The following is an 18,148-nucleotide window of genomic DNA, read 5'->3' as shown; positions in this document are numbered from 1 at the left end:
TGGTCCCACCTGACCCCATGCCGAACTCAGAAGTGAAACGCCGTAGCGCCGATGGTAGTGTGGGGTCTCCCCATGTGAGAGTAGGGAACTGCCAGACATCAAACAAGTAGAAAGGCCATCCGAAAGGGTGGCCTTTTTGCGTTATATCTCTAGCTAAACCAATTCCCTCATTCGATGTTCTCACTGGTGCCGTTAATACCCTACGGACGTAGCGCTTTACCGTACTGAAACTGTAGTTGTGAAATGCATTCTGCTGGCTCGCAGTAGTGTTAAATGAATTAAATGTTATGCCAAATGCTGTACAGGTAAGGGATATAGCGAGGAGTAAGGTAGCGTATTGAATTTAATTAATATCTGATGTTATTTGCGATGGGGAATATACGTTTCTTATATCAGGCAAAAATAAAAGCGCGGCCATCGCCGCGCTTTTAGAAGCCTTATTTAGTGAGGGCGACAATACCGAGTGTCAGGCCAGCGATTGCCGCGGCGCCACCAGCAATCGCACCTGCTGTTTCCCAGTTATCCTGGGTAGTGCCCTTCATACAGGTATTGGTGTGAACCAGTCGCCCCTGATCGTCGTATACCGGTACACATGGGGAATCGTGCGCGCAACCAGCAAGCAGCGCAGCGAGAAGTGCAACGGAAAGGAATCTTTTCATGATGTTACCTCAATATGATCGCCTATTCGCTAAAGAGCCGATGCGGCAATTAACGAATCGATGATTATTTTACCACCGCACTAATACCATGCAGCACGTGGAATAATCTCAATTTGTGTGGATTGTAAAAATTATGAAGAAAAAAGCGCGGGCAGTAATTATTAATGGAGGAAATGTGAAGAGGGGATGTGTTTTTACATTTTTTTCAGGAAATAAAAAAGGCACCAGAGGTGCCTTTATGATTTTCATTAATCCTTGTGCTTTGTAAATCGTCTCCGGACAACCACAAAGAAAACAGGAACAAAGAATATGGCCAACAGTGTGGCTGAGAGCATCCCGCCCATCACGCCCGTCCCGACCGCATTTTGTGCACCACTACCTGCACCGCTGCTGATGACCAGAGGCATAACACCAAGGATGAATGCCAGGGAAGTCATCAGGATAGGACGCAGACGCATACGCGAGGCTTCAAGCGTGGCTTCGATAATCCCTTTGCCTTCTTTATCCATAAGATCTTTGGCGAACTCAACGATCAGTATGGCGTTCTTGGCTGATAAACCAATTGTTGTAAGCAGACCAACCTGGAAGTAAACGTCATTGTTCAGCCCTCGCATTGATGCAGCCAGAAGCGCACCGATCACCCCCAGAGGCACAACCAGCATGACCGAGAATGGAATTGACCAGCTTTCATAGAGAGCCGCCAGACACAGGAACACCACAATAAGTGAAATGGCGTACAGCGCCGGAGCCTGATTCCCGGAAAGTCGTTCCTGATAAGACATCCCCGTCCAGTCATAGCCGATGCCGGACGGCAGTTTTGACGCAAGGTTTTCCATCAGCGCCATTGCCTCACCGGTACTTTTGCCTGGTGCAGACTCACCGAGGATCTCCATTGATGGCATCCCATTGTAACGTTCCAGACGCGGTGAACCGTACACCCAGTGAGAGCTGCTAAAGGCAGAGAAAGGCACCATTTCGCCGTTAGCGCTACGCACATACAGGCCGTTAATGTCTCCGGGTAGCATACGGAAGCGAGCATCAGCCTGGACATAAACTTTTTTCACCCGTCCGTGATCGATAAAGTCGTTCACATAGGTGCCACCCAGGGCTGTTGAAATAGTCTGATTGACGTCAGACACGCTCACACCCAGCGCCTGTGCCTTCTCCTGATCGACGTCCAGCTTGAACTGTGGCGTATCTTCCAGTCCGTTAGGACGCACGCGGACCAGTAAGTCAGGATGTTCTCTCACCATGCCCAGCAGCTGGTTACGCGCCTGCGTTAACTGCGTATGTCCCAGGTTTGCCTGGTCTATCAGTTCAAAGTCAAAGCCTGTTGCGGTACCCAGTTCAATAATGGCAGGCAGGTTAAACGGAAATACAAGGCCGTCTTTGATCTGGCTGAACGCTTTCGTCGCGCGGCTGACAATCGCCTCAACGCCGTTTTCCTTGCCCGGACGCTCTTCCCATGGCTTCAGGCTGACGAAAGCGATACCGGAGTTCTGACCCTGTCCGCTAAAACTAAACCCGTTTACGGTAAAGACCGATTCAACGTTCGCTTTCTCTTTTGTCAGGTAATAATCCTGAACCTGATCGAGTACCTGCTGGGTACGCATCTGCGTCGCCCCTGCCGGCAACTGAACCATCGTCATAAACACACCCTGATCCTCTTCCGGCAGGAAGGAGGAAGGCAGGCGCAGGAACAGAACTGCCATGCCGCCGACGATGATGACGTAAACCAGCAGATAGCGGCCGGTCTTACGTAAAATGCCGCTCACGCTGTTGCTGTAGTGCTCCACACTCTTATCAAAGAACGCGTTAAACCAGCCGAAGAAACCACCTTTCTTTTCATGATGTTCGCTGGAAACCGGTTTGAGCAGCGTTGCACAAAGAGCAGGCGTTAATATCAACGCCACCAGTACCGACAAGGCCATCGCGGAGACAATGGTCAGCGAGAACTGGCGATAGATAGCCCCGGTTGAACCACCAAAGAATGCCATCGGAATAAATACCGCCGAAAGCACCATGGCAATGCCCACCAGAGCGCCCTGGATTTGCTCCATTGACTTCTGCGTCGCCTCTTTTGGCGGCAGCTTGTCCTCAACCATGACGCGTTCTACGTTCTCGACTACCACGATGGCGTCATCGACGAGAAGACCTATCGCCAATACCATCCCGAACATCGTCAGGGTGTTAATGGAGAACCCGAACGCAGCCAGTACCGCAAAGGTGCCCAGTAACACCACGGGAACGGCGATAGTGGGAATAAGCGTTGCCCGCAGGTTTTGCAGGAACAGGTACATCACCAGGAACACGAGAACAATCGCTTCAAACAGCGTCTTCACCACTTCATGGATGGAGATCTTCACGAAAGGTGTGGTGTCGTACGGATACACGACTTTCAGACCCTGAGGGAAGAAGGGCTGCAACTGCGCCAGTTTACTCTTGATGGCGGCAGCGGTATCCAGCGCGTTTGCGCCAGTCGCCAGCTTGATCCCCAGCCCCGTTGCTGCCTGGCCATTGATTTTGGTGACCATGTTGTAGTTTTCGCCACCCAGCTCAATGCGTGCCACATCTTTCAGGTGGACCATTGAACCGTCCTGGTTCACCTTCAGCGTCACACGACCAAACTCCTCCGGCGATTTCAAGCGTGTTTGAGCAATAATTGAGGCGTTCAGTTGCTGCCCTGGTACGGACGGCGTTCCTCCCAACTGGCCCGCAGCAATCTGGTCGTTCTGTGTTTTCAGCTGGTTAATGATATCCAGCGGCGTGAGCTGATATTTGTTCATCGCGTTGCTGTCCAGCCAGATGCGCATTGCATACTGGGCACCGAACAGTTGCACGTCACCGACGCCGGAAGTACGGCTGATCGCATCTTTTACGTTAGAAGCGACATAGTCGGAGATATCATCCTGCGTGAGATTTTTATTGTCCGACACAAAGCCTGCAACCAGCAGGAAGCTGCTGCTGGATTTCTCCACGCCAATCCCCTGCTGCTGCACTTCTTGCGGCAGCAGCGGCATGGCGAGCTGGAGTTTGTTCTGAACCTGCACCTGCGCGATATCAGGATCCGTACCCGACTCGAACGTCAGCGTAATGGTGACGTTACCGGCGGAATCACTGGTGGACGACATGTACATCAAATTATCGATACCGTTCATGTTCTGTTCGATAACCTGAGTTACGGTGTCCTGTACCGTCTGGGCATCAGCGCCAGGGTAGGTTGCTGTCACCGCCACCGCTGGCGGCGCAATGGTCGGATATTGCGCCACCGGCAGTTTTAAAATGGCCAGCCCGCCTGCAATCATCAGAATGATGGCGAGTACCCAGGCGAAAACAGGCCGTTGAATAAAGAAATTAGCCATGTCGTTATTCCTTAACTGGCTGGAGTCGCGGCGGTATCAGGAATAGCCACGACGGTAACGCCAGGGCGAACTTTTTGCAGGCCGCTGATAATGACGCGGTCGCCGTTTTTCAGGCCTTCCGTGATCAGCCAGCGATCGCCAATCGCCTGCGGTGCAACGACAGTGCGCGATTCCACCTGGTTTTTATCGTTTACCACAAGCACAGTGGCATCCCCGCGCGGTGTACGGGTTACCCCCTGCTGGGGAACAAGAATGGCATCAGGTTGTGTACCTTCGTCAATGCGTGCACGGACAAACATACCCGGTAACAGCATATGCTGAGGGTTAGGGAAGAGGGCGCGAAGGGTGATTGAGCCGGTACTTTCATCTACCGTGACATCAGAGAACTGGAGCGTTCCTTTCAGTGGATAAGGCTGGCCATTTTCCATCAGCAACTCGACGCTGCTGGTGTCTCCCTTTTGCAGGCTCGTCTGCTGCTTCAGACGCATAAAATCGCTGCTGGATTGCGTCACATCGACATAAATGGGATCGAGCTGCTGAACCGTCGCCAGTGCAGTCGACTGACCATTAGTAACCAACGCCCCTTCGGTGACGCTGGATTTACCTATACGCCCGTTGATTGGGGATGTGACTTTGGTATAAGCCAGGTTGATCCGCGCGCTTTCAACGCCAGCCTTCGCGGCAACGACGCTCGCATCCGCCTGCTGGGCGGTTGCCACCGCCTGATCGCACTCCTGCTTGCTCACATATTGCGTACCGACCAGCGGAACGTAACGTTTCACCGTCAGATGAGCGATATTGGCCGCCGCCTGTGCTTTTACCAGTTCACCTTTCGCATTGTCGTAGGCTGCCTGATACGTGGCCGGATCGATCTGATAAAGGGATTCACCCGCTTTGACGTCGCTGCCTTCGGTAAAATTACGGTGCAGAATGATACCACTTACCTGGGGACGAACCTCCGCAACACGATACGCGTCAGTTCTGCCAGGCAATTCTGTCTTTACGGCCAGTGGCGCGCTTTTAACAATATGAACACTGACCTGAGGAGCTTGCGCATGCTGCTGTGGGTTTTCTTGCCCATCGCACCCGGTAAGCAGCGCGGCACAGACAATGAAACCGGATAAGGGTAAGCATCTGAAGTGATTCGTCATTACTGTTCCTTAAACTACCCCTGAACCGATATTTGTCATGAATCGGTGAAAGGGTGTGAGGCAAAAAAAGAAATGTAGCTTCGTATAATAATGAGGGTATTTAATGTTTTTTAATTTATAAGTGCTGATGGAGCTTTTAAAAAGTAAAATCGGAATCTGACCCAGTGCATTCGACACTCTATTTCTGTCAGGATAATCAACGAAATGCTTTTTGGTGAAAGCTATACATATGTTTTATGTATTTAATATATTCAATTTATTCACGAGGTTTATAAATTAAACGAATTGACTTTTTTTGTGCAAAACTAACAAGGATTTTGGTTAATACTTTGTCTGACACGACCACGGCAATATCCTTTGATAACGTATCAATCTTGTAAGTAACGAGTAGCAGGTAATGGCGCGCAAAAAGAAAGAAGAGGCTCAAAAGACCCGCCAGCAGCTGATTGAAGCCGCTATCAGGCTATTCGCGACGCGTGGCGTGGCCAGCACCACGCTTACCGACATTGCCGATGCAGCTCAACTCACACGCGGGGCGGTTTACTGGCATTTCTCGAGTAAAGCGGAAATATTTAACGCAATATGGGAACAGCAATTGCCGCTGCGTGAAATCATTCGTGACAGGCTAATGCTTTCCGAAAATGACGACCCTTTGTTAATGCTTCGTGAACAATTTATTGTTGCGCTGCAATATATTGCGAGCGAACCCCGACAGTATGCGCTTTTACAAATTCTGTATCATAAGTGTGAATTTCATGACGATGTGATTTCAGAATGTGAAATACGCAAGCGGATCGGTTTAAACGATGATTATCTTCGCAAGACGCTTAAGCGATGCATTGCTCATAACATTATCTCTTCGCAAACTAATATTGAACTGGCGCTGATTGTTTTCCATGCGTTTTTTAGCGGAGTCATTAAAAACTGGTTAATGGATAACACCAGTTTTAATCTGTACAAACAAGCGCCGGCGCTGGTGGATAATATTCTGGCGACACTAAATATCACCCGAGCGGCGCCAGTGGTTTACGATACAGCCTTATGACTGCGCCCGGGGTGGCGACATCTCCCCGTGCTGGCACTGTTCCATAATAGCTTGCGCGGTAATTGGTTTGCCCAGCAGATAACCCTGTAGCGTATTGCATCCCAGTTCTGTCAGGAAGGTCTGCTGCGCTGCGGTTTCGACCCCTTCCGCCACGACCTTCAGATTCAGCGTTTTTGCCAGGGCGACAATCGCCGAGACAATTGTCGCATCTTCGCTCTCTCCACTTAACTCTTTCACAAAAGCGCGATCGATTTTCAACTCGCAGGCGGGAAGCCGCTTAAGATAGAGAAGGCTTGAGTAACCTGTACCAAAATCGTCTATTGAGGCTTTTACTCCCGCATCCGTCAGCGCTGTCAGGACGCGTACGCTTTCGTCCGGATTGCTCATTGCCGTGGTTTCAGTCACCTCCAGGATCAACATGCCGGGCGGCACGCTATGGCGCGTCAGACAATCGAGAACCGTTTTAACCAGCGACGGCTGTTCGAACTGCAACGTAGAAAGATTCACCGCCATTGACCAGTCCGTGTGGCCCTGAAGATGCCATTCACGCAGCTGGCGGCAGGCCTCGTCGATTACCCAGTTTCCAATCGGAATAATCAGCCCTGTTTTCTCTGCCAGCGGTAGAAACAGGTCGGGGGAGAGTAATCCCTGTTTGGGATGCTGCCAGCGTAACAGCGCTTCGAACCCGATGACCGGCCCGGCAGGGGCGTGGAATTTAGGTTGATAAAGCAGGCGTAACTCATCACGGTCGATGGCCTGCCACAGATCATTCATCAGCTGTAGATGCGTCTGCGCCATCGTATTCATTGACGGCTGGAAGAAGTGATAGCCGTTGCGACCCATATGTTTCGTGTGGTACATCGCAGCATCAGCGTTAAACATTAGTTCACGATCGGTTTTGCCATCGTGTGGATAGAGCGCAATGCCAATGCTCAGGGTGACCATCAGTTCGTAAGGATCGAGATGGAACGGGCTATCAATGACGCGCACCAGTGAATTTGCCAGTGAGGCAGCATCATCCGGAGTGGCGGTTTCGGCCAGCAGCACGAATTCATCCCCACCGATACGCGCCAGCGTGTACTGACCTTTCAACTGCAACAGCAAACGCTGAGTCACCGCTACCAGAAGCTTGTCACCGACATCATGACCATAGGCATCGTTGACGGTTTTAAAGCCGTCAAGATCCATAAACATCAGCGCGAAAGGGCTTCCTTCGCGATCGGCCTTGCTAATGGCCTGATCGAGGCGATCCTCAAGCAGAATACGATTGGGTAATCGCGTCAGCGTATCATGCAACGCCAGCTGTGCGAGTTCACGATTAGCTTCTGCCAGTGATGAGGCCAGCAGCGAGGTACGAGCCTGAAGGCGGGCATCGAACATCGACACCAGCAGCGTAATCCCCAGAATAGCGAGCGCGACCACGCTAACCAATATCGCCAGCCAGCTCCCGTTAATGCCATGATGGTGGACCATCGTCGACATCGGAAATTGTGCTGCTTCCATGCCAGCGTAATGCATGCCAGCGATAGCGATGCCCATGGTGATCGCCGCCCCCAGCCGCATCAACGCCATTCGTGCGGCTTCCTGACGTAAACGGAACGTCAGCCAAAGAGCGGCCAGTGAAGCGGCAAGGGCTATGACCACAGAGATAGCCACCCACGTTTTATCCCAGACAATACCCGGTGTGACCTCCAGGGCAGCCATACCGGTGTAGTGCATGGCAACAATGCCCGTTCCCATCACGACGGCGCCAGGCAGCAGCCGGCGCAAACGTAGCTGCTCGCCGCTAACGAGCCACAGGGCAAACATTGACGAGCTAATGGCGATAACCATCGAAAGCACGGTCAGGGCCGCGTTGTAACTCATGCTCATGGAAAGATCCATCGCCAGCATACCGATGAAATGCATCGCCCACACGCCAATCCCCATCGAAACACCGCCACCTGCCAGCCAGACGCGTGCAGCGACGCCCTGGCTTCCGGCAACGCGCGCAGCCATATTCAGTGCGGTATAGGCGGCAAGAATGGCAACAACAAAGGAGATGACTACGAGGATTTGGTTGTATTGGCTAACCAGCATGGTCTGTTCACTCGTGTGAGACGTTAAGCAAGAGCGGTTGGAAAGGGGACAGACATTATCATCGTCAGGAAATGACGAAAAGTGATTTAAGCCCCTGTTTTTATTGGGTGTTAACAGGGTTTTATACAGGATGGAAGCGGTTAGTCCAGCTCTGAGCAGTTGACCAGTTTAAGCGGGTTCACGGAATTCATATTGCGACATTTATCGGTTTCAGTGCTCATCAGTTCAATCCACTGCATCAGCAGCGCATCGAAAATGAAAACAGAGACAGCAAAAACGACCAGCCACCAGTATTTACGAATCATGTGTCATTCCGCGAAAAGAGAGCCTGTAAGTTGGTGGAAATATACACGAAAAGCGGGCGTTGAAAAGTGGGGAAAGGGAAGGTTTACAAAGCGTTGACGGTTGCTCGCCCGAACGATAAAAAAGGCGCTTCCCCATGCCGAAGAGCGCCTTTTTAAACAAGCAGTTAGCTAATCGAAATTAGTTCATGCCGTATTTTTTCAGTTTCTTACGCAGGGTACCACGGTTGATGCCCATCATCAGGGCAGCGCGGGTTTGATTACCACGGGTGTATTGCATCACCATGTCCAACAGTGGCTGTTCAACTTCAGCCAGTACCAGCTCATACAGGTCATTAACATCCTGACCGTTCAGTTGAGCAAAATAGTTCTTCAGTGCCTGTTTAACCGAGTCACGCAGGGGCTTTTGAGTCACCTGATCCTGAGAGTTAACGGTAGAAACGGTCAGTACGTCAGAATTTACGCGTTGTTCGAACATAGTTCTGTCAGCTCTTTATTTCATTACGCAAGATTTTCGAAGTATGCCTCCAACGCCTCCAGCTGTTCGCTGGCATCCTCAATGGCGTTGAATGTGCGCCGAAACTGGTCATTTGGAGCGTGCTCCTGGAGATACCAGGAGACGTGTTTACGCGCAATTCGGTACCCTTTTGCCTGGCCGTAGTGGTCATGCAATTCCCGAACATGCGAACAAAGCAAGCGCTTGACCTCTGCCAGAGGCAGCGGGGCAAGCAGCTCCCCAGTGTCCAGATAATGCTGGATTTCCCGAAAGATCCAGGGTCTTCCCTGAGCGGCACGTCCTATCATCAGAGCATCAGCTCCCGTATAGTCGAGCACAGCTCTGGCTTTAAGCGGGTCAGTAATGTCGCCATTCGCGATAACCGGAATGGAAACTTTCTGCTTAACTGCCCGAATGCTGTCGTATTCAGCTTCACCGTTGAACAAACAGGCGCGAGTGCGTCCATGAATGGTCAGGGCCTGAATGCCACAGTCTTCGGCCAGTTGGGCAATCTCTACGCAGTTACGGTGTTCCGGCGACCAACCCGTGCGAATCTTCAACGTAACAGGAACGTCCACTGCGCTGACAACCGCCGTCAGGATTGACTTCACCTGGTCGGGGTATTGCAGAAGGGCTGAACCTGCAAGCTTGCGATTCACCTTTTTGGCCGGGCAACCCATATTGATATCAATAATCTGGGCGCCACTTTCCACGTTAATACGCGCGGCATCTGCCATTTCTTCAGGCACGCTTCCGGCAATTTGCACGGTGCGGATACCTGGTTCATCCACGTGCACCATCCGAAGGCGGGACTTGTCGCTTTCCCAAACCTGCGGGTTAGACGACATCATCTCGGAAACGGTTAATCCTGCTCCCATCTCGTAGCACAGCGTCCTGAACGGCCGGTCGGTAATACCTGCCATTGGGGCTGCGATCAGGCGATTTCTGAGCTGGTGGTGTCCGATGCGCATGAGTTAAGAAATGACCATACTGTGACTGCAAGGCGGCGTATATTACGCATTTTTTGCACGAGATGAAAGGCCAAACTTTGAACAATCCTCTGTTGTAGATCAAGGAATCGCCAGTCATTCTTTTGGGATAAGATTATTCGCTATTTAAATCATTGTGTTATGAATAAATGAACATTTTGTGGGCGCTTACAATTTCCCGTAACTTCTCATCATTTCTGAATAAATGGATCAATTGTTCGGGATAATCTGCTGCTATAAGCAGCAGATTATGGCGCTTCTTTGCGATCTGCGTCGCATTTCAGCACAGGATATCAACGTAAAAAATCGACTTATTCAACAACCAGACGGCCATGAAGCGGCTGAACCGGGCGGCTGTTTTCGTGGTGCAGAGTGTGAGTAAATTTTTGCAGCTGTTCAGCAGAGACGGTCAGCGGATGCTTGAGGACCAGCCACGTTACCCCTTCTGAACACGGTGGGGTGGTCAGAGAGCCGCTAAAACGCCAGTAAGTTTTATCCGCGGGCAGTAATTTATTCATATCAAGGGTTGGCTTAATCGTGACGTTCTGGTCAACCTGTCCCGGCATCACGCCCCAGAGTTTATCCAGTTCAGTGTTTGCAGCGCCCTGATCGAACATAACGGCAACGACCGTCAGTTCGCCGTCAGCGTTTTTATGGACCAGATGCATTTCCATTGCGTATTTTTTACCGTGCACCGTGTTTTCGGATGGTGCATGGAAATGGAACTGCTGTAACGTCCAGCGCTGTTTATCAAGCGTGATGCTGTCGCGTGTATCGGCATTTTCACTCGCCTGGATAGTATGGCCGTTATTTGTCAGAATGACCGGGCCGTCGATATAGTGCGTTTCCAGCGGAGAGATGTGGGCTTTGACCGTGTTATCTATGTTGACCGGCGACTGATACATTCCGCTTTTACACGTCTTGTACGCCTCGTCCAGTTCGCCCCAGTGTTCCGGTGCGCCTTCTCCTTGATAGCTCCAGTGTGATGCGTAAGCCGTAGCCGAAATCATGCTCAGCGCCAGCAGCGCTGCCTTGCCTGAAATGTGTTTCATCATATTCTTCCTGTGAATTTTATTATCCAAATCAATAATTAACATTGTGATTTGTGGGGTTATTTTATCGAAGAAAGGAAGAAGGCGGGAGAAAAAACCGAAGGAAAAAGGCGTGGTCAGACGACCACGCCAAACGCTTATTTTTTATGACCGGTGATGCGACACCACTCTTCTTTCTCGACCACCGGGTCGAGCGCAAAGAGATCGGCGTAGGCTTCACAGACGCTGTCTGCCTGGCTGGCAAGGATACCGGACAGGCCCAGCAGACCGCCTTCAACCGGCAGCACGCTGATTAATGGCGCCAGCTCGCGTAATGGGCCAGCCAGGATATTCGCGACCACCACATCGGCTTTCATCGCCTCTGGCTGTGCATCGGGCAGATACAGTTCAAGGCGATCGGAAACGCCATTACGCTCGGCGTTATCACGGCTGGCCTGAATCGCCTGCGGATCGATGTCGATCCCGATGGCTTTTGCCGCGCCCAGTTTCAGTGCTGCGATAGCAAGGATCCCGGATCCGCAACCGAAGTCGATCACGGTTTTGCCTTCCAGATCCAGGCCATCCAGCCATTGCAGGCACAGGGAGGTTGTCGGGTGGGTACCGGTGCCGAACGCCAGACCCGGATCCAGCATCACGTTGACGGCGTTTTCATCGGGCACTTCACGCCAGCTTGGGCAGATCCACAGACGCTGACCAAACTGCATCGGATGGAAGTTGTCCATCCACTCGCGTTCCCAGTCTTTGTCTTCCAGCTGTTCAATTTTATGCGCGAAACCCGCGCCCAGCAGCGGATGGTTTTCCAGAATCGCCACGACCTCTTTCATATCGGTTTCTGCATCGAACAGGCCGATAACGTCCGTATCACCCCACAGGCGCGTTTCGCCTGGCAGCGGCTCAAAGACCGGCGTGTCATGCGTGTCCTGGAAGGTGATAGAGACCGAACCGGCCTCCATCAGCGCATCACTCAGTTCTTCGGCGTTCGCGCCGGTTGTGTTCAGTTTTAATTGGATCCACGGCATGGCAAAACTCTTTATTTGTCAGTAGAAATCAGGGCAGTTTGTGGCACCGGTCGACCAAAACGGTTTCCCACCACAAACGCCAGTAAACTTAACAGTAACGAAGGCACGATCGGATGGAAGCCCAGATACTGAATTTTAAACGTGGCGAGAACGGCATACAGGACGCCCCCGACAATCATGCCGCTTAATGCACCCGCGGCATTCGCGCGTTCCCAGTACAGCCCCAGCACCAGCGGCCACAGGAAAACGGCCTCCAGCCCGCCAAAGGCGAGCAGGTTTAGCCAGATGATCATCTCCGGTGGACGCCACGCGGCCAGCAGCAGTAACGCCCCCAGCACCAGGGTAATCACCGCCGACATACGCTTGAGGCGTCGCTCATTTTCGACCTGTTCAGGGCGCAAATTCAGATAGAGATCTTTAATGATCGTAGCGGAACTTTGCAGCAACTGAGCGTTGATGGTCGACATAATGGCCGCCATGGGTGCGGCGAGGAAAATCCCGGCGGCAAACGGCGGAAGCACTTTCACCATCAGGGTCGGAATGACCAGATCCGGTACGGTAAGGTCAGGGATAACCGCGCGGCCCAGCGCGCCCGCCAGGTGCATACCAAACATCAGGATCGCCACCACAATTGTCCCGATAATGATCCCGCGGTGCACCGCTTTGCTGTCTTTATATGAGATGCAGCGCACGGCAGTATGCGGCAGGCCAATCACGCCAAAGCACACCAGCACCCAGAACGAGGTCATAAAGGTTGGAGAGAGGATGTCATCCGCCCCCTGCGGCGAGACCAGTTTCGGATCGATCGCTTCCAGGGTTTCAACCGCATGGCTCAGGCCCCCTGCGGCATGCACGATACCCACCAGCAGAACGAGAGTGCCAATGAGCATCACCATCCCCTGCATCGTGTCGTTGAGTACGCTGGCGCGGAACCCGCCAAACGCGGTATACAGCGCGATACTCACACCGAAAATGACCAGGCCCGTCTCATAGGGGATACCGGCTGCCGTCTCCAGCAGACGTGCGCCGCCGATAAACTGCACCGTCATTGCGCCAATAAACGCCACCAGCAGACTCAGGCTTGCCAGCCATACCAGCAAGCGACTCTGATAGCGAGCAAACAGCATATCGTTCAGCGTTACGGCATTGTAGCGACGGGCCAGAATGGCAAACTTTTTACCCAATATGCCCAGAGAGAGCCAAATGGCAGGCAGCTGGATCATGGCCAGCAGTACCCAGCCCAGCCCGTACTTATAAGCGGCGCCCGGGCCACCGATAAACGAGCTGGCGCTGATGTAAGTAGCGGTCAGCGTCATGGCCAGCACGACGCCACCCATTGAGCGGCTCCCGAGGAAATACTCGTTCAGAAAGGTGCCGGTCGAACGTTTACGCATCGCATAAACCGACAGGCCAAACACCAGGAACAGGTAAGCGATAAGGGGCAGAATGACTTCAAGCTGCATCATCGTCCTCCAGTGAAATATCGCGATAGATGAATTTCACCATCGCCCAGCACAGCAGGATAAACACCAGCGGCAGCAGCAGGCAGGCCATTTCAAACCAGTGCGGGAGGCCGGTAATGCCAATTGCCGAATCAGGTAAGTAAGCAGTTACTAACCATGCGGCGAGATAGAGAAGGGTCAGCCACAGCGCCCAGCGCGCTTCTTTATGGGCCTGAACAAAACGTTTGTCCATTTTTTGTCCCTTGTGGATGAAGAAAGCGGGGATTGTACATGATGGGGCTTAGCGATCCCCAGAAATAAAAAAGGCCGGATAATCCGGCCTTTTAGCAACACTGATCTCTTACTTCTCGTTCAGACCGAGTTTTTTCTCCAGGTAGTGGATGTTAGTCCCACCATTCTGGAAGTGCTCGTCGCTCATAATGCGCATCTGGAGATCAACGTTGGTTTTGATCCCGTCGATGATCAGCTCCTGAAGGGCGTTCTTCATGCGGGCAATGGCCACGTCACGGTTTTCGCCGTAGCAGATCAGCTTACCAATCATTGAGTCATAGTACGGCGGTACGGTGTAACCGGCGTAGATATGGGACTCCCAGCGCACACCAAAGCCACCCGGCGCGTGGAAACGCGTGATTTTACCCGGGCTTGGCAGGAAGGTGTTCGGGTCTTCGGCGTTGATACGGCACTCTACCGCATGGCCTTTAACCACAACTTCTTCCTGTTTGATGGACAGCGGCTGACCGGCTGCGATACGCAGCTGTTCTTTAATCAGGTCAACGCCGGTGATCATTTCGGTAACCGGGTGTTCAACCTGAATACGGGTGTTCATCTCAATGAAGTAGAACTCGCCGTTTTCGAACAGGAACTCAAAGGTACCCGCCCCGCGATAGCCGATATCGACACACGCTTTGGCGCAACGCTCACCGATGTAGCGACGCAGTTCCGGCGTAATGCCCGGCGCTGGCGCTTCTTCGACGACTTTCTGGTGACGACGCTGCATGGAGCAGTCACGTTCTGCCAGATAGATCGCGTTACCCTGACCGTCAGCCAGCACCTGAATTTCGATGTGGCGTGGGTTTTCCAGGTATTTTTCCATGTACACCATGTCATTGCTGAAAGCCGCTTTCGCTTCCGCTTTGGTCATGGAGATGGACTGCGCCAGTTCAGCATCGCTGCGTACAACGCGCATACCGCGACCGCCGCCGCCGCCGGACGCTTTGATGATCACCGGATAGCCAATGCGTTTAGCATGGGCGCGGTTAGCATCCATATCGTCGGTCAGCGGGCCGTCAGAGCCCGGTACGGTTGGTACACCGGCTTTTTTCATCGCGGTGATCGCAGACACTTTGTCGCCCATCAGGCGGATGGTGTCGGCTTTCGGGCCGATGAAGATAAAGCCAGAGCGTTCAACCTGCTCAGCAAAGTTGGCGTTCTCAGAGAGGAAACCATAACCCGGGTGAATCGCGACCGCGCCAGTGATTTCGGCGGCGCTGATGATCGCCGGGATGTTCAGATAGCTTTTTACGGACGGAGCCGGACCGATACAGACCGTCTCATCCGCCAGCAATACGTGTTTTAAATCGCGATCCGCGCTTGAATGCACGGCCACGGTCTTGATGCCCAGTTCTTTACAGGCACGAAGAATACGCAGTGCAATCTCGCCACGGTTGGCGATAACAATTTTATCCAGCATGTTCGCCTCGTTACTCGATGACGACCAGCGGCTCGTCAAATTCTACCGGCTGACCACTTTCGACCAGGATCGCTTTCACAGTACCTGATTTGTCTGCTTCGATCTGGTTCATCATTTTCATGGCTTCAACGATGCACAGGGTATCGCCTACGTTGACTTTCTGACCCACTTCGATGAACGCCTTCGCGTCCGGGCTCGGGGTGCGGTAGAAAGTACCAACCATTGGGGAACGTACGATGTGACCACTGATTTCTGTTGCAGCCGCAGGTGCCGCTTCTGCTGCCGCTGGCGCAACGGCTGCGGAGAGCGCAGGCTGCTGCACTGGCGCAGCATAAGCTTGCTGCATTACCGGGAAGCTAGCGGCTGGGGCTGCACGGCTGATGCGTACAGACTCTTCGCCTTCAGAAATTTCCAGTTCGGAGATGCCTGATTCTTCAACCAGCTCGATCAGTTTTTTAATCTTACGAATATCCATGAGTGGGTTCCGTACTCTTGTTTAGTGTGATTGTGACAAGCGTTTTACCGCTGTCTGTAAAGCGTATGAATAGCCGTCTGCACCCAGCCCACAAATCACGCCAGCGGCGATATCTGACAGGTAGGAGTGGTGGCGGAACGGCTCTCGGGCGTGCACGTTACTCAGGTGGATCTCGATAAACGGGATACTCACCGCGAGCAGTGCGTCGCGTATAGCAACACTGGTGTGCGTAAACGCGGCCGGATTGATCAGGATATAGTCCACAGTGTCTTTAGCCTGATGAATACGGTCGATGATTGCGTACTCCGCGTTAGACTGAAAATGGTCCAAATCCACATTCAGCGACGCTGCTTCCGTACTCAGACGGTTAACAATTTCGCTCAATGTTAGCGTGCCGTACTTCTCTGGCTCACGGGTGCCGAGCATGTTCAGGTTCGGTCCGTTTAAAACTAAAATTTGGAATTTATCAGCCATTATGCCGCTATCTCCTGCGATCTTCGGGTAAAAAACAACATATACCCTCAAAGCGCAATTGTCACCCTTTCAGAGGCCTAAAACCCCTGTCCGGAAAACCGAAGTCGCACATTATAACGATTTCGTAGCATTTGGCAGCTAAATACTGGTCTTATCAGGGAAGATTATCAACCGCTATCCGAAAAAGATTCGCGGTTGATAAATAATCTGCGGGAAAACGCACAGTTTCGTGAACTATCGCAACCACTGGCGGAACTTCTTGTAACGCCACGCTAAAAGGGCCAGGGCCAGCAGGGCGTAGATGACCGGCTGAGGGGATAATATCTTCACCGACCACAGGTAATGAATAGGGGCGAGGATCGCGACAAGATAGACGAAGTTATGCAGTAGTTGCCAGCGTCGACCCAGTTTTCGCTGCGCATACTGCGTGGATGTCAGCGTTAGCGCCAGTAAAACCAGCCAGCTTACGATACCCAGCGTCAGATAGGGACGCGTCACCAGTTCGCTGCCAAGGAGTGCCAGGTTGTTAATGCCCAGTTCCAGCAGGGCGTAGCTGGTGAGATGCAGCGTTGCCCAGGCGAAACACCATAGCCCTAAAAGCCGACGGGTGCGTATCAATAATGGCTGTTTAGCGTAGCGCGCCAGCGGTGAGACGAGCAAGGTCGCCAGCAAAAATTTCAGAGCCATCCGACCCGTAAAATGCTGAATATCTTTCGCCGGATCGGCACTGAACTGTCCCTGGCTGGCTGCCCAGAAGAGCCAGATAAAGGGGAGCAATCCGGCTAAATGCAGGAGTACCTTCAGCCAGGTTATCTGCTTTGCCGTTAAACGCACTTAGAAGTTCTCCCGTAAGTTCAGACCACGGTAGAGGGATGCCACCTCATCCGCATAGCCGTTAAACAGCAGCGTTGGCTGGCGTTTAACATCCAGCGCGCCGCCGGAACCGATAAAACGTTCTGTTGCCTGCGACCAGCGCGGATGGTCAACGTGCGGGTTAACGTTGGCAAAAAAACCATACTCGTCAGGCGCTGCCAGGTTCCAGGTGGTGGGGGGGCGTTCACGGGTGAGCTTAATGCTGACGATCGATTTGATGCCCTTGAAACCGTATTTCCACGGTACGGTCAGGCGAATGGGCGCCCCGTTTTGCGGCGGCAGCGCTTTGCCATAAACCCCGACGGTGAGCAGCGTAAGCGGATGCATGGCTTCGTCGAGACGTAAACCTTCAACGTAGGGATACTCCAGCCCGCCGCCGATAAACCGATCCTTCTGGCCTGGCATCTCGTCCGGGGCATAGCGCGTCTGGAAAGAAACATACTTCGCGTTGCTGGTGGGCTCAACCAGCGCCAGCAGTTTATGCAAAGGGAAACCTACCCACGGCACCACCATCGACCAGGCTTCCACACAGCGCATACGGTAAATGCGTTCTTCAAGGGGGAAGCGGGTGGTGAGGTCATGATGATCCAGCGTCAGCGGTTTTGCCACCTCGCCATCTATCTTCAGTGTCCAGGGATCGGTTTTCATGCTCCCGGCGTTGGCGGCAGGATCGGCCTTATCAAGACCAAACTCATAGAAGTTGTTATAGCCGGTGACTTTATCTTCCGGCGTCAGCGTCAGTTTATTCTGCCACTGTGCCGGTTTGGTGAAGTCAAGCGGTGCGCCGGAGGGGGCTTTCGGGCGATCGTTGCCCTTAAACCAGTCGAGCAGATCGGCATGGGCCGCAGGGGTGAGCGTCAGGGCAGTGGCGCTGATGCCAAGCATTTTCAGGATCTGGCGGCGCTGTAGCATAAAGACAGATTCAGACGTTACGTCGGCTTCCGTCAGTTTTCGGGTTTTCATGGCATCCTCCGTCAGGCGTTTTTCTAAGCATGACGGAGGAGGAGGGTTAGCGCGAA

The 18,148-nt window shown here is 52.7% G+C and carries 17 protein-coding genes and 1 rRNA gene; 2 read left to right on the top strand and 16 right to left on the bottom strand.

Features of this window, described 5'->3' with window-relative positions; all coding sequences use genetic code 11:
• Positions 1-97: ribosomal RNA gene (rrf, locus tag SK53_RS14705) — 5S ribosomal RNA — on the top strand; the annotation flags it as partial.
• A gap of 340 nt (positions 98-437) precedes the next feature.
• Here the strand turns inward: rrf and SK53_RS14700 are convergent.
• The 3 genes from SK53_RS14700 to SK53_RS14690 form a co-directional block, all read right to left on the bottom strand.
• Positions 438-659, bottom strand: coding sequence for a lipoprotein (locus SK53_RS14700; protein ID WP_003860364.1), 222 nt, complete (start codon positions 657-659; stop codon positions 438-440).
• Positions 660-907: 248 nt separating this feature from the next.
• On the bottom strand, positions 908-4,021 hold the full coding sequence (locus SK53_RS14695) for an efflux RND transporter permease subunit (protein WP_048209706.1): 3,114 nt from the start codon (positions 4,019-4,021) through the stop codon (positions 908-910).
• Between the two features lie 11 nt (positions 4,022-4,032).
• The gene (locus SK53_RS14690) at positions 4,033-5,172 is read right to left on the bottom strand and encodes an efflux RND transporter periplasmic adaptor subunit (protein WP_048209705.1); all 1,140 of its coding nucleotides are present in this window, start codon (positions 5,170-5,172) and stop codon (positions 4,033-4,035) included.
• 397 nt (positions 5,173-5,569) lie between these two features.
• Here SK53_RS14690 and envR point away from each other — a divergent pair, with 397 nt between their 5' ends.
• Positions 5,570-6,217: an acrEF/envCD operon transcriptional regulator gene (gene envR / locus SK53_RS14685; RefSeq protein ID WP_048209704.1), complete on the top strand. Its 648-nt coding sequence runs from the start codon at positions 5,570-5,572 to the stop codon at positions 6,215-6,217.
• On the opposite strand, the gene SK53_RS14680 is transcribed toward envR, so the two are convergent.
• The 13 genes from SK53_RS14680 to msrP all read right to left on the bottom strand — a co-directional run bounded on the left by SK53_RS14680 (position 6,212) and on the right by msrP (position 18,092).
• Positions 6,212-8,296 carry a putative bifunctional diguanylate cyclase/phosphodiesterase gene (locus tag SK53_RS14680; protein ID WP_048209702.1) on the bottom strand — a complete coding sequence of 695 codons (2,085 nt, stop codon included), beginning with the start codon at positions 8,294-8,296 and terminating at the stop codon, positions 6,212-6,214. The genes envR and SK53_RS14680 overlap by 6 nt on opposite strands.
• 140 nt (positions 8,297-8,436) lie before the next feature.
• On the bottom strand, positions 8,437-8,601 hold the full coding sequence (locus SK53_RS14675) for a DUF2556 family protein (RefSeq protein ID WP_003860373.1): 165 nt from the start codon (positions 8,599-8,601) through the stop codon (positions 8,437-8,439).
• A 178-nt stretch (positions 8,602-8,779) separates the two neighbouring features.
• Positions 8,780-9,076 carry a DNA-binding transcriptional regulator Fis gene (gene fis, locus SK53_RS14670; RefSeq protein WP_000462905.1) on the bottom strand — a complete coding sequence of 99 codons (297 nt, stop codon included), beginning with the start codon at positions 9,074-9,076 and terminating at the stop codon, positions 8,780-8,782.
• A gap of 23 nt (positions 9,077-9,099) precedes the next feature.
• Positions 9,100-10,065 (bottom strand): tRNA dihydrouridine synthase DusB, encoded by a 966-nt coding sequence (dusB, locus tag SK53_RS14665; protein WP_022651936.1) that lies wholly within the window; start codon positions 10,063-10,065, stop codon positions 9,100-9,102.
• Positions 10,066-10,394: 329 nt separating this feature from the next.
• Positions 10,395-11,135: a carbonic anhydrase gene (locus tag SK53_RS14660; RefSeq protein ID WP_003860379.1), complete on the bottom strand. Its 741-nt coding sequence runs from the start codon at positions 11,133-11,135 to the stop codon at positions 10,395-10,397.
• Between the two features lie 137 nt (positions 11,136-11,272).
• Positions 11,273-12,154 (bottom strand): 50S ribosomal protein L11 methyltransferase, encoded by an 882-nt coding sequence (prmA, locus tag SK53_RS14655; RefSeq protein WP_003860381.1) that lies wholly within the window; start codon positions 12,152-12,154, stop codon positions 11,273-11,275.
• A gap of 11 nt (positions 12,155-12,165) precedes the next feature.
• Positions 12,166-13,617: a sodium/pantothenate symporter gene (gene panF / locus SK53_RS14650; RefSeq protein WP_023323805.1), complete on the bottom strand. Its 1,452-nt coding sequence runs from the start codon at positions 13,615-13,617 to the stop codon at positions 12,166-12,168.
• Positions 13,607-13,849 (bottom strand): YhdT family protein, encoded by a 243-nt coding sequence (locus SK53_RS14645; RefSeq protein WP_003860385.1) that lies wholly within the window; start codon positions 13,847-13,849, stop codon positions 13,607-13,609. Before SK53_RS14645 ends, panF begins: the two co-directional genes overlap by 11 nt.
• A gap of 108 nt (positions 13,850-13,957) precedes the next feature.
• A complete protein-coding gene (accC, locus tag SK53_RS14640; RefSeq protein WP_003860388.1) occupies positions 13,958-15,307 on the bottom strand; it encodes an acetyl-CoA carboxylase biotin carboxylase subunit in 1,350 nt (449 codons plus the stop codon).
• A gap of 10 nt (positions 15,308-15,317) precedes the next feature.
• Positions 15,318-15,782 carry an acetyl-CoA carboxylase biotin carboxyl carrier protein gene (gene accB / locus SK53_RS14635; protein WP_003860389.1) on the bottom strand — a complete coding sequence of 155 codons (465 nt, stop codon included), beginning with the start codon at positions 15,780-15,782 and terminating at the stop codon, positions 15,318-15,320.
• Between the two features lie 21 nt (positions 15,783-15,803).
• Positions 15,804-16,256, bottom strand: a complete 453-nt coding sequence (aroQ, locus tag SK53_RS14630) for a type II 3-dehydroquinate dehydratase (RefSeq protein ID WP_003860391.1) — start codon at positions 16,254-16,256, stop codon at positions 15,804-15,806.
• 234 nt (positions 16,257-16,490) lie between these two features.
• On the bottom strand, positions 16,491-17,090 hold the full coding sequence (gene msrQ / locus SK53_RS14625; RefSeq protein ID WP_003860393.1) for a protein-methionine-sulfoxide reductase heme-binding subunit MsrQ: 600 nt from the start codon (positions 17,088-17,090) through the stop codon (positions 16,491-16,493).
• Positions 17,091-18,092, bottom strand: coding sequence for a protein-methionine-sulfoxide reductase catalytic subunit MsrP (gene msrP, locus SK53_RS14620; RefSeq protein ID WP_003860395.1), 1,002 nt, complete (start codon positions 18,090-18,092; stop codon positions 17,091-17,093). It lies immediately after the preceding gene.
• Positions 18,093-18,148: the final 56 nt, after the last annotated feature.

This window comes from Enterobacter sp. MGH119, from assembly GCF_001037675.1.
GTDB classification, from domain to species: Bacteria; Pseudomonadota; Gammaproteobacteria; order Enterobacterales; family Enterobacteriaceae; genus Enterobacter; species Enterobacter hormaechei_C.
This window is presented reverse-complemented; position numbering and strand designations above follow the sequence as displayed.

Bases quoted from the DNA above. Each gene is read 5' to 3' on its own strand.
- accC (WP_003860388.1), bottom strand. From the start codon at position 15,307: ATGCTGGATAAAATTGTTATCGCCAACCGTGGCGAGATTGCACTGCGT.
- fis (WP_000462905.1), bottom strand. From the start codon at position 9,076: ATGTTCGAACAACGCGTAAATTCTGACGTACTGACCGTTTCTACCGTT.
- SK53_RS14660 (WP_003860379.1), bottom strand. From the start codon at position 11,135: ATGAAACACATTTCAGGCAAGGCAGCGCTGCTGGCGCTGAGCATGATT.
- SK53_RS14645 (WP_003860385.1), bottom strand. From the start codon at position 13,849: ATGGACAAACGTTTTGTTCAGGCCCATAAAGAAGCGCGCTGGGCGCTG.
- SK53_RS14695 (WP_048209706.1), bottom strand. From the start codon at position 4,021: ATGGCTAATTTCTTTATTCAACGGCCTGTTTTCGCCTGGGTACTCGCC.
- envR (WP_048209704.1), top strand. From the start codon at position 5,570: ATGGCGCGCAAAAAGAAAGAAGAGGCTCAAAAGACCCGCCAGCAGCTG.
- SK53_RS14675 (WP_003860373.1), bottom strand. From the start codon at position 8,601: ATGATTCGTAAATACTGGTGGCTGGTCGTTTTTGCTGTCTCTGTTTTC.
- SK53_RS14690 (WP_048209705.1), bottom strand. From the start codon at position 5,172: ATGACGAATCACTTCAGATGCTTACCCTTATCCGGTTTCATTGTCTGT.
- SK53_RS14700 (WP_003860364.1), bottom strand. From the start codon at position 659: ATGAAAAGATTCCTTTCCGTTGCACTTCTCGCTGCGCTGCTTGCTGGT.
- aroQ (WP_003860391.1), bottom strand. From the start codon at position 16,256: ATGGCTGATAAATTCCAAATTTTAGTTTTAAACGGACCGAACCTGAAC.
- SK53_RS14680 (WP_048209702.1), bottom strand. From the start codon at position 8,296: ATGCTGGTTAGCCAATACAACCAAATCCTCGTAGTCATCTCCTTTGTT.
- accB (WP_003860389.1), bottom strand. From the start codon at position 15,782: ATGGATATTCGTAAGATTAAAAAACTGATCGAGCTGGTTGAAGAATCA.
- panF (WP_023323805.1), bottom strand. From the start codon at position 13,617: ATGCAGCTTGAAGTCATTCTGCCCCTTATCGCTTACCTGTTCCTGGTG.
- prmA (WP_003860381.1), bottom strand. From the start codon at position 12,154: ATGCCGTGGATCCAATTAAAACTGAACACAACCGGCGCGAACGCCGAA.
- msrP (WP_003860395.1), bottom strand. From the start codon at position 18,092: ATGAAAACCCGAAAACTGACGGAAGCCGACGTAACGTCTGAATCTGTC.
- dusB (WP_022651936.1), bottom strand. From the start codon at position 10,065: ATGCGCATCGGACACCACCAGCTCAGAAATCGCCTGATCGCAGCCCCA.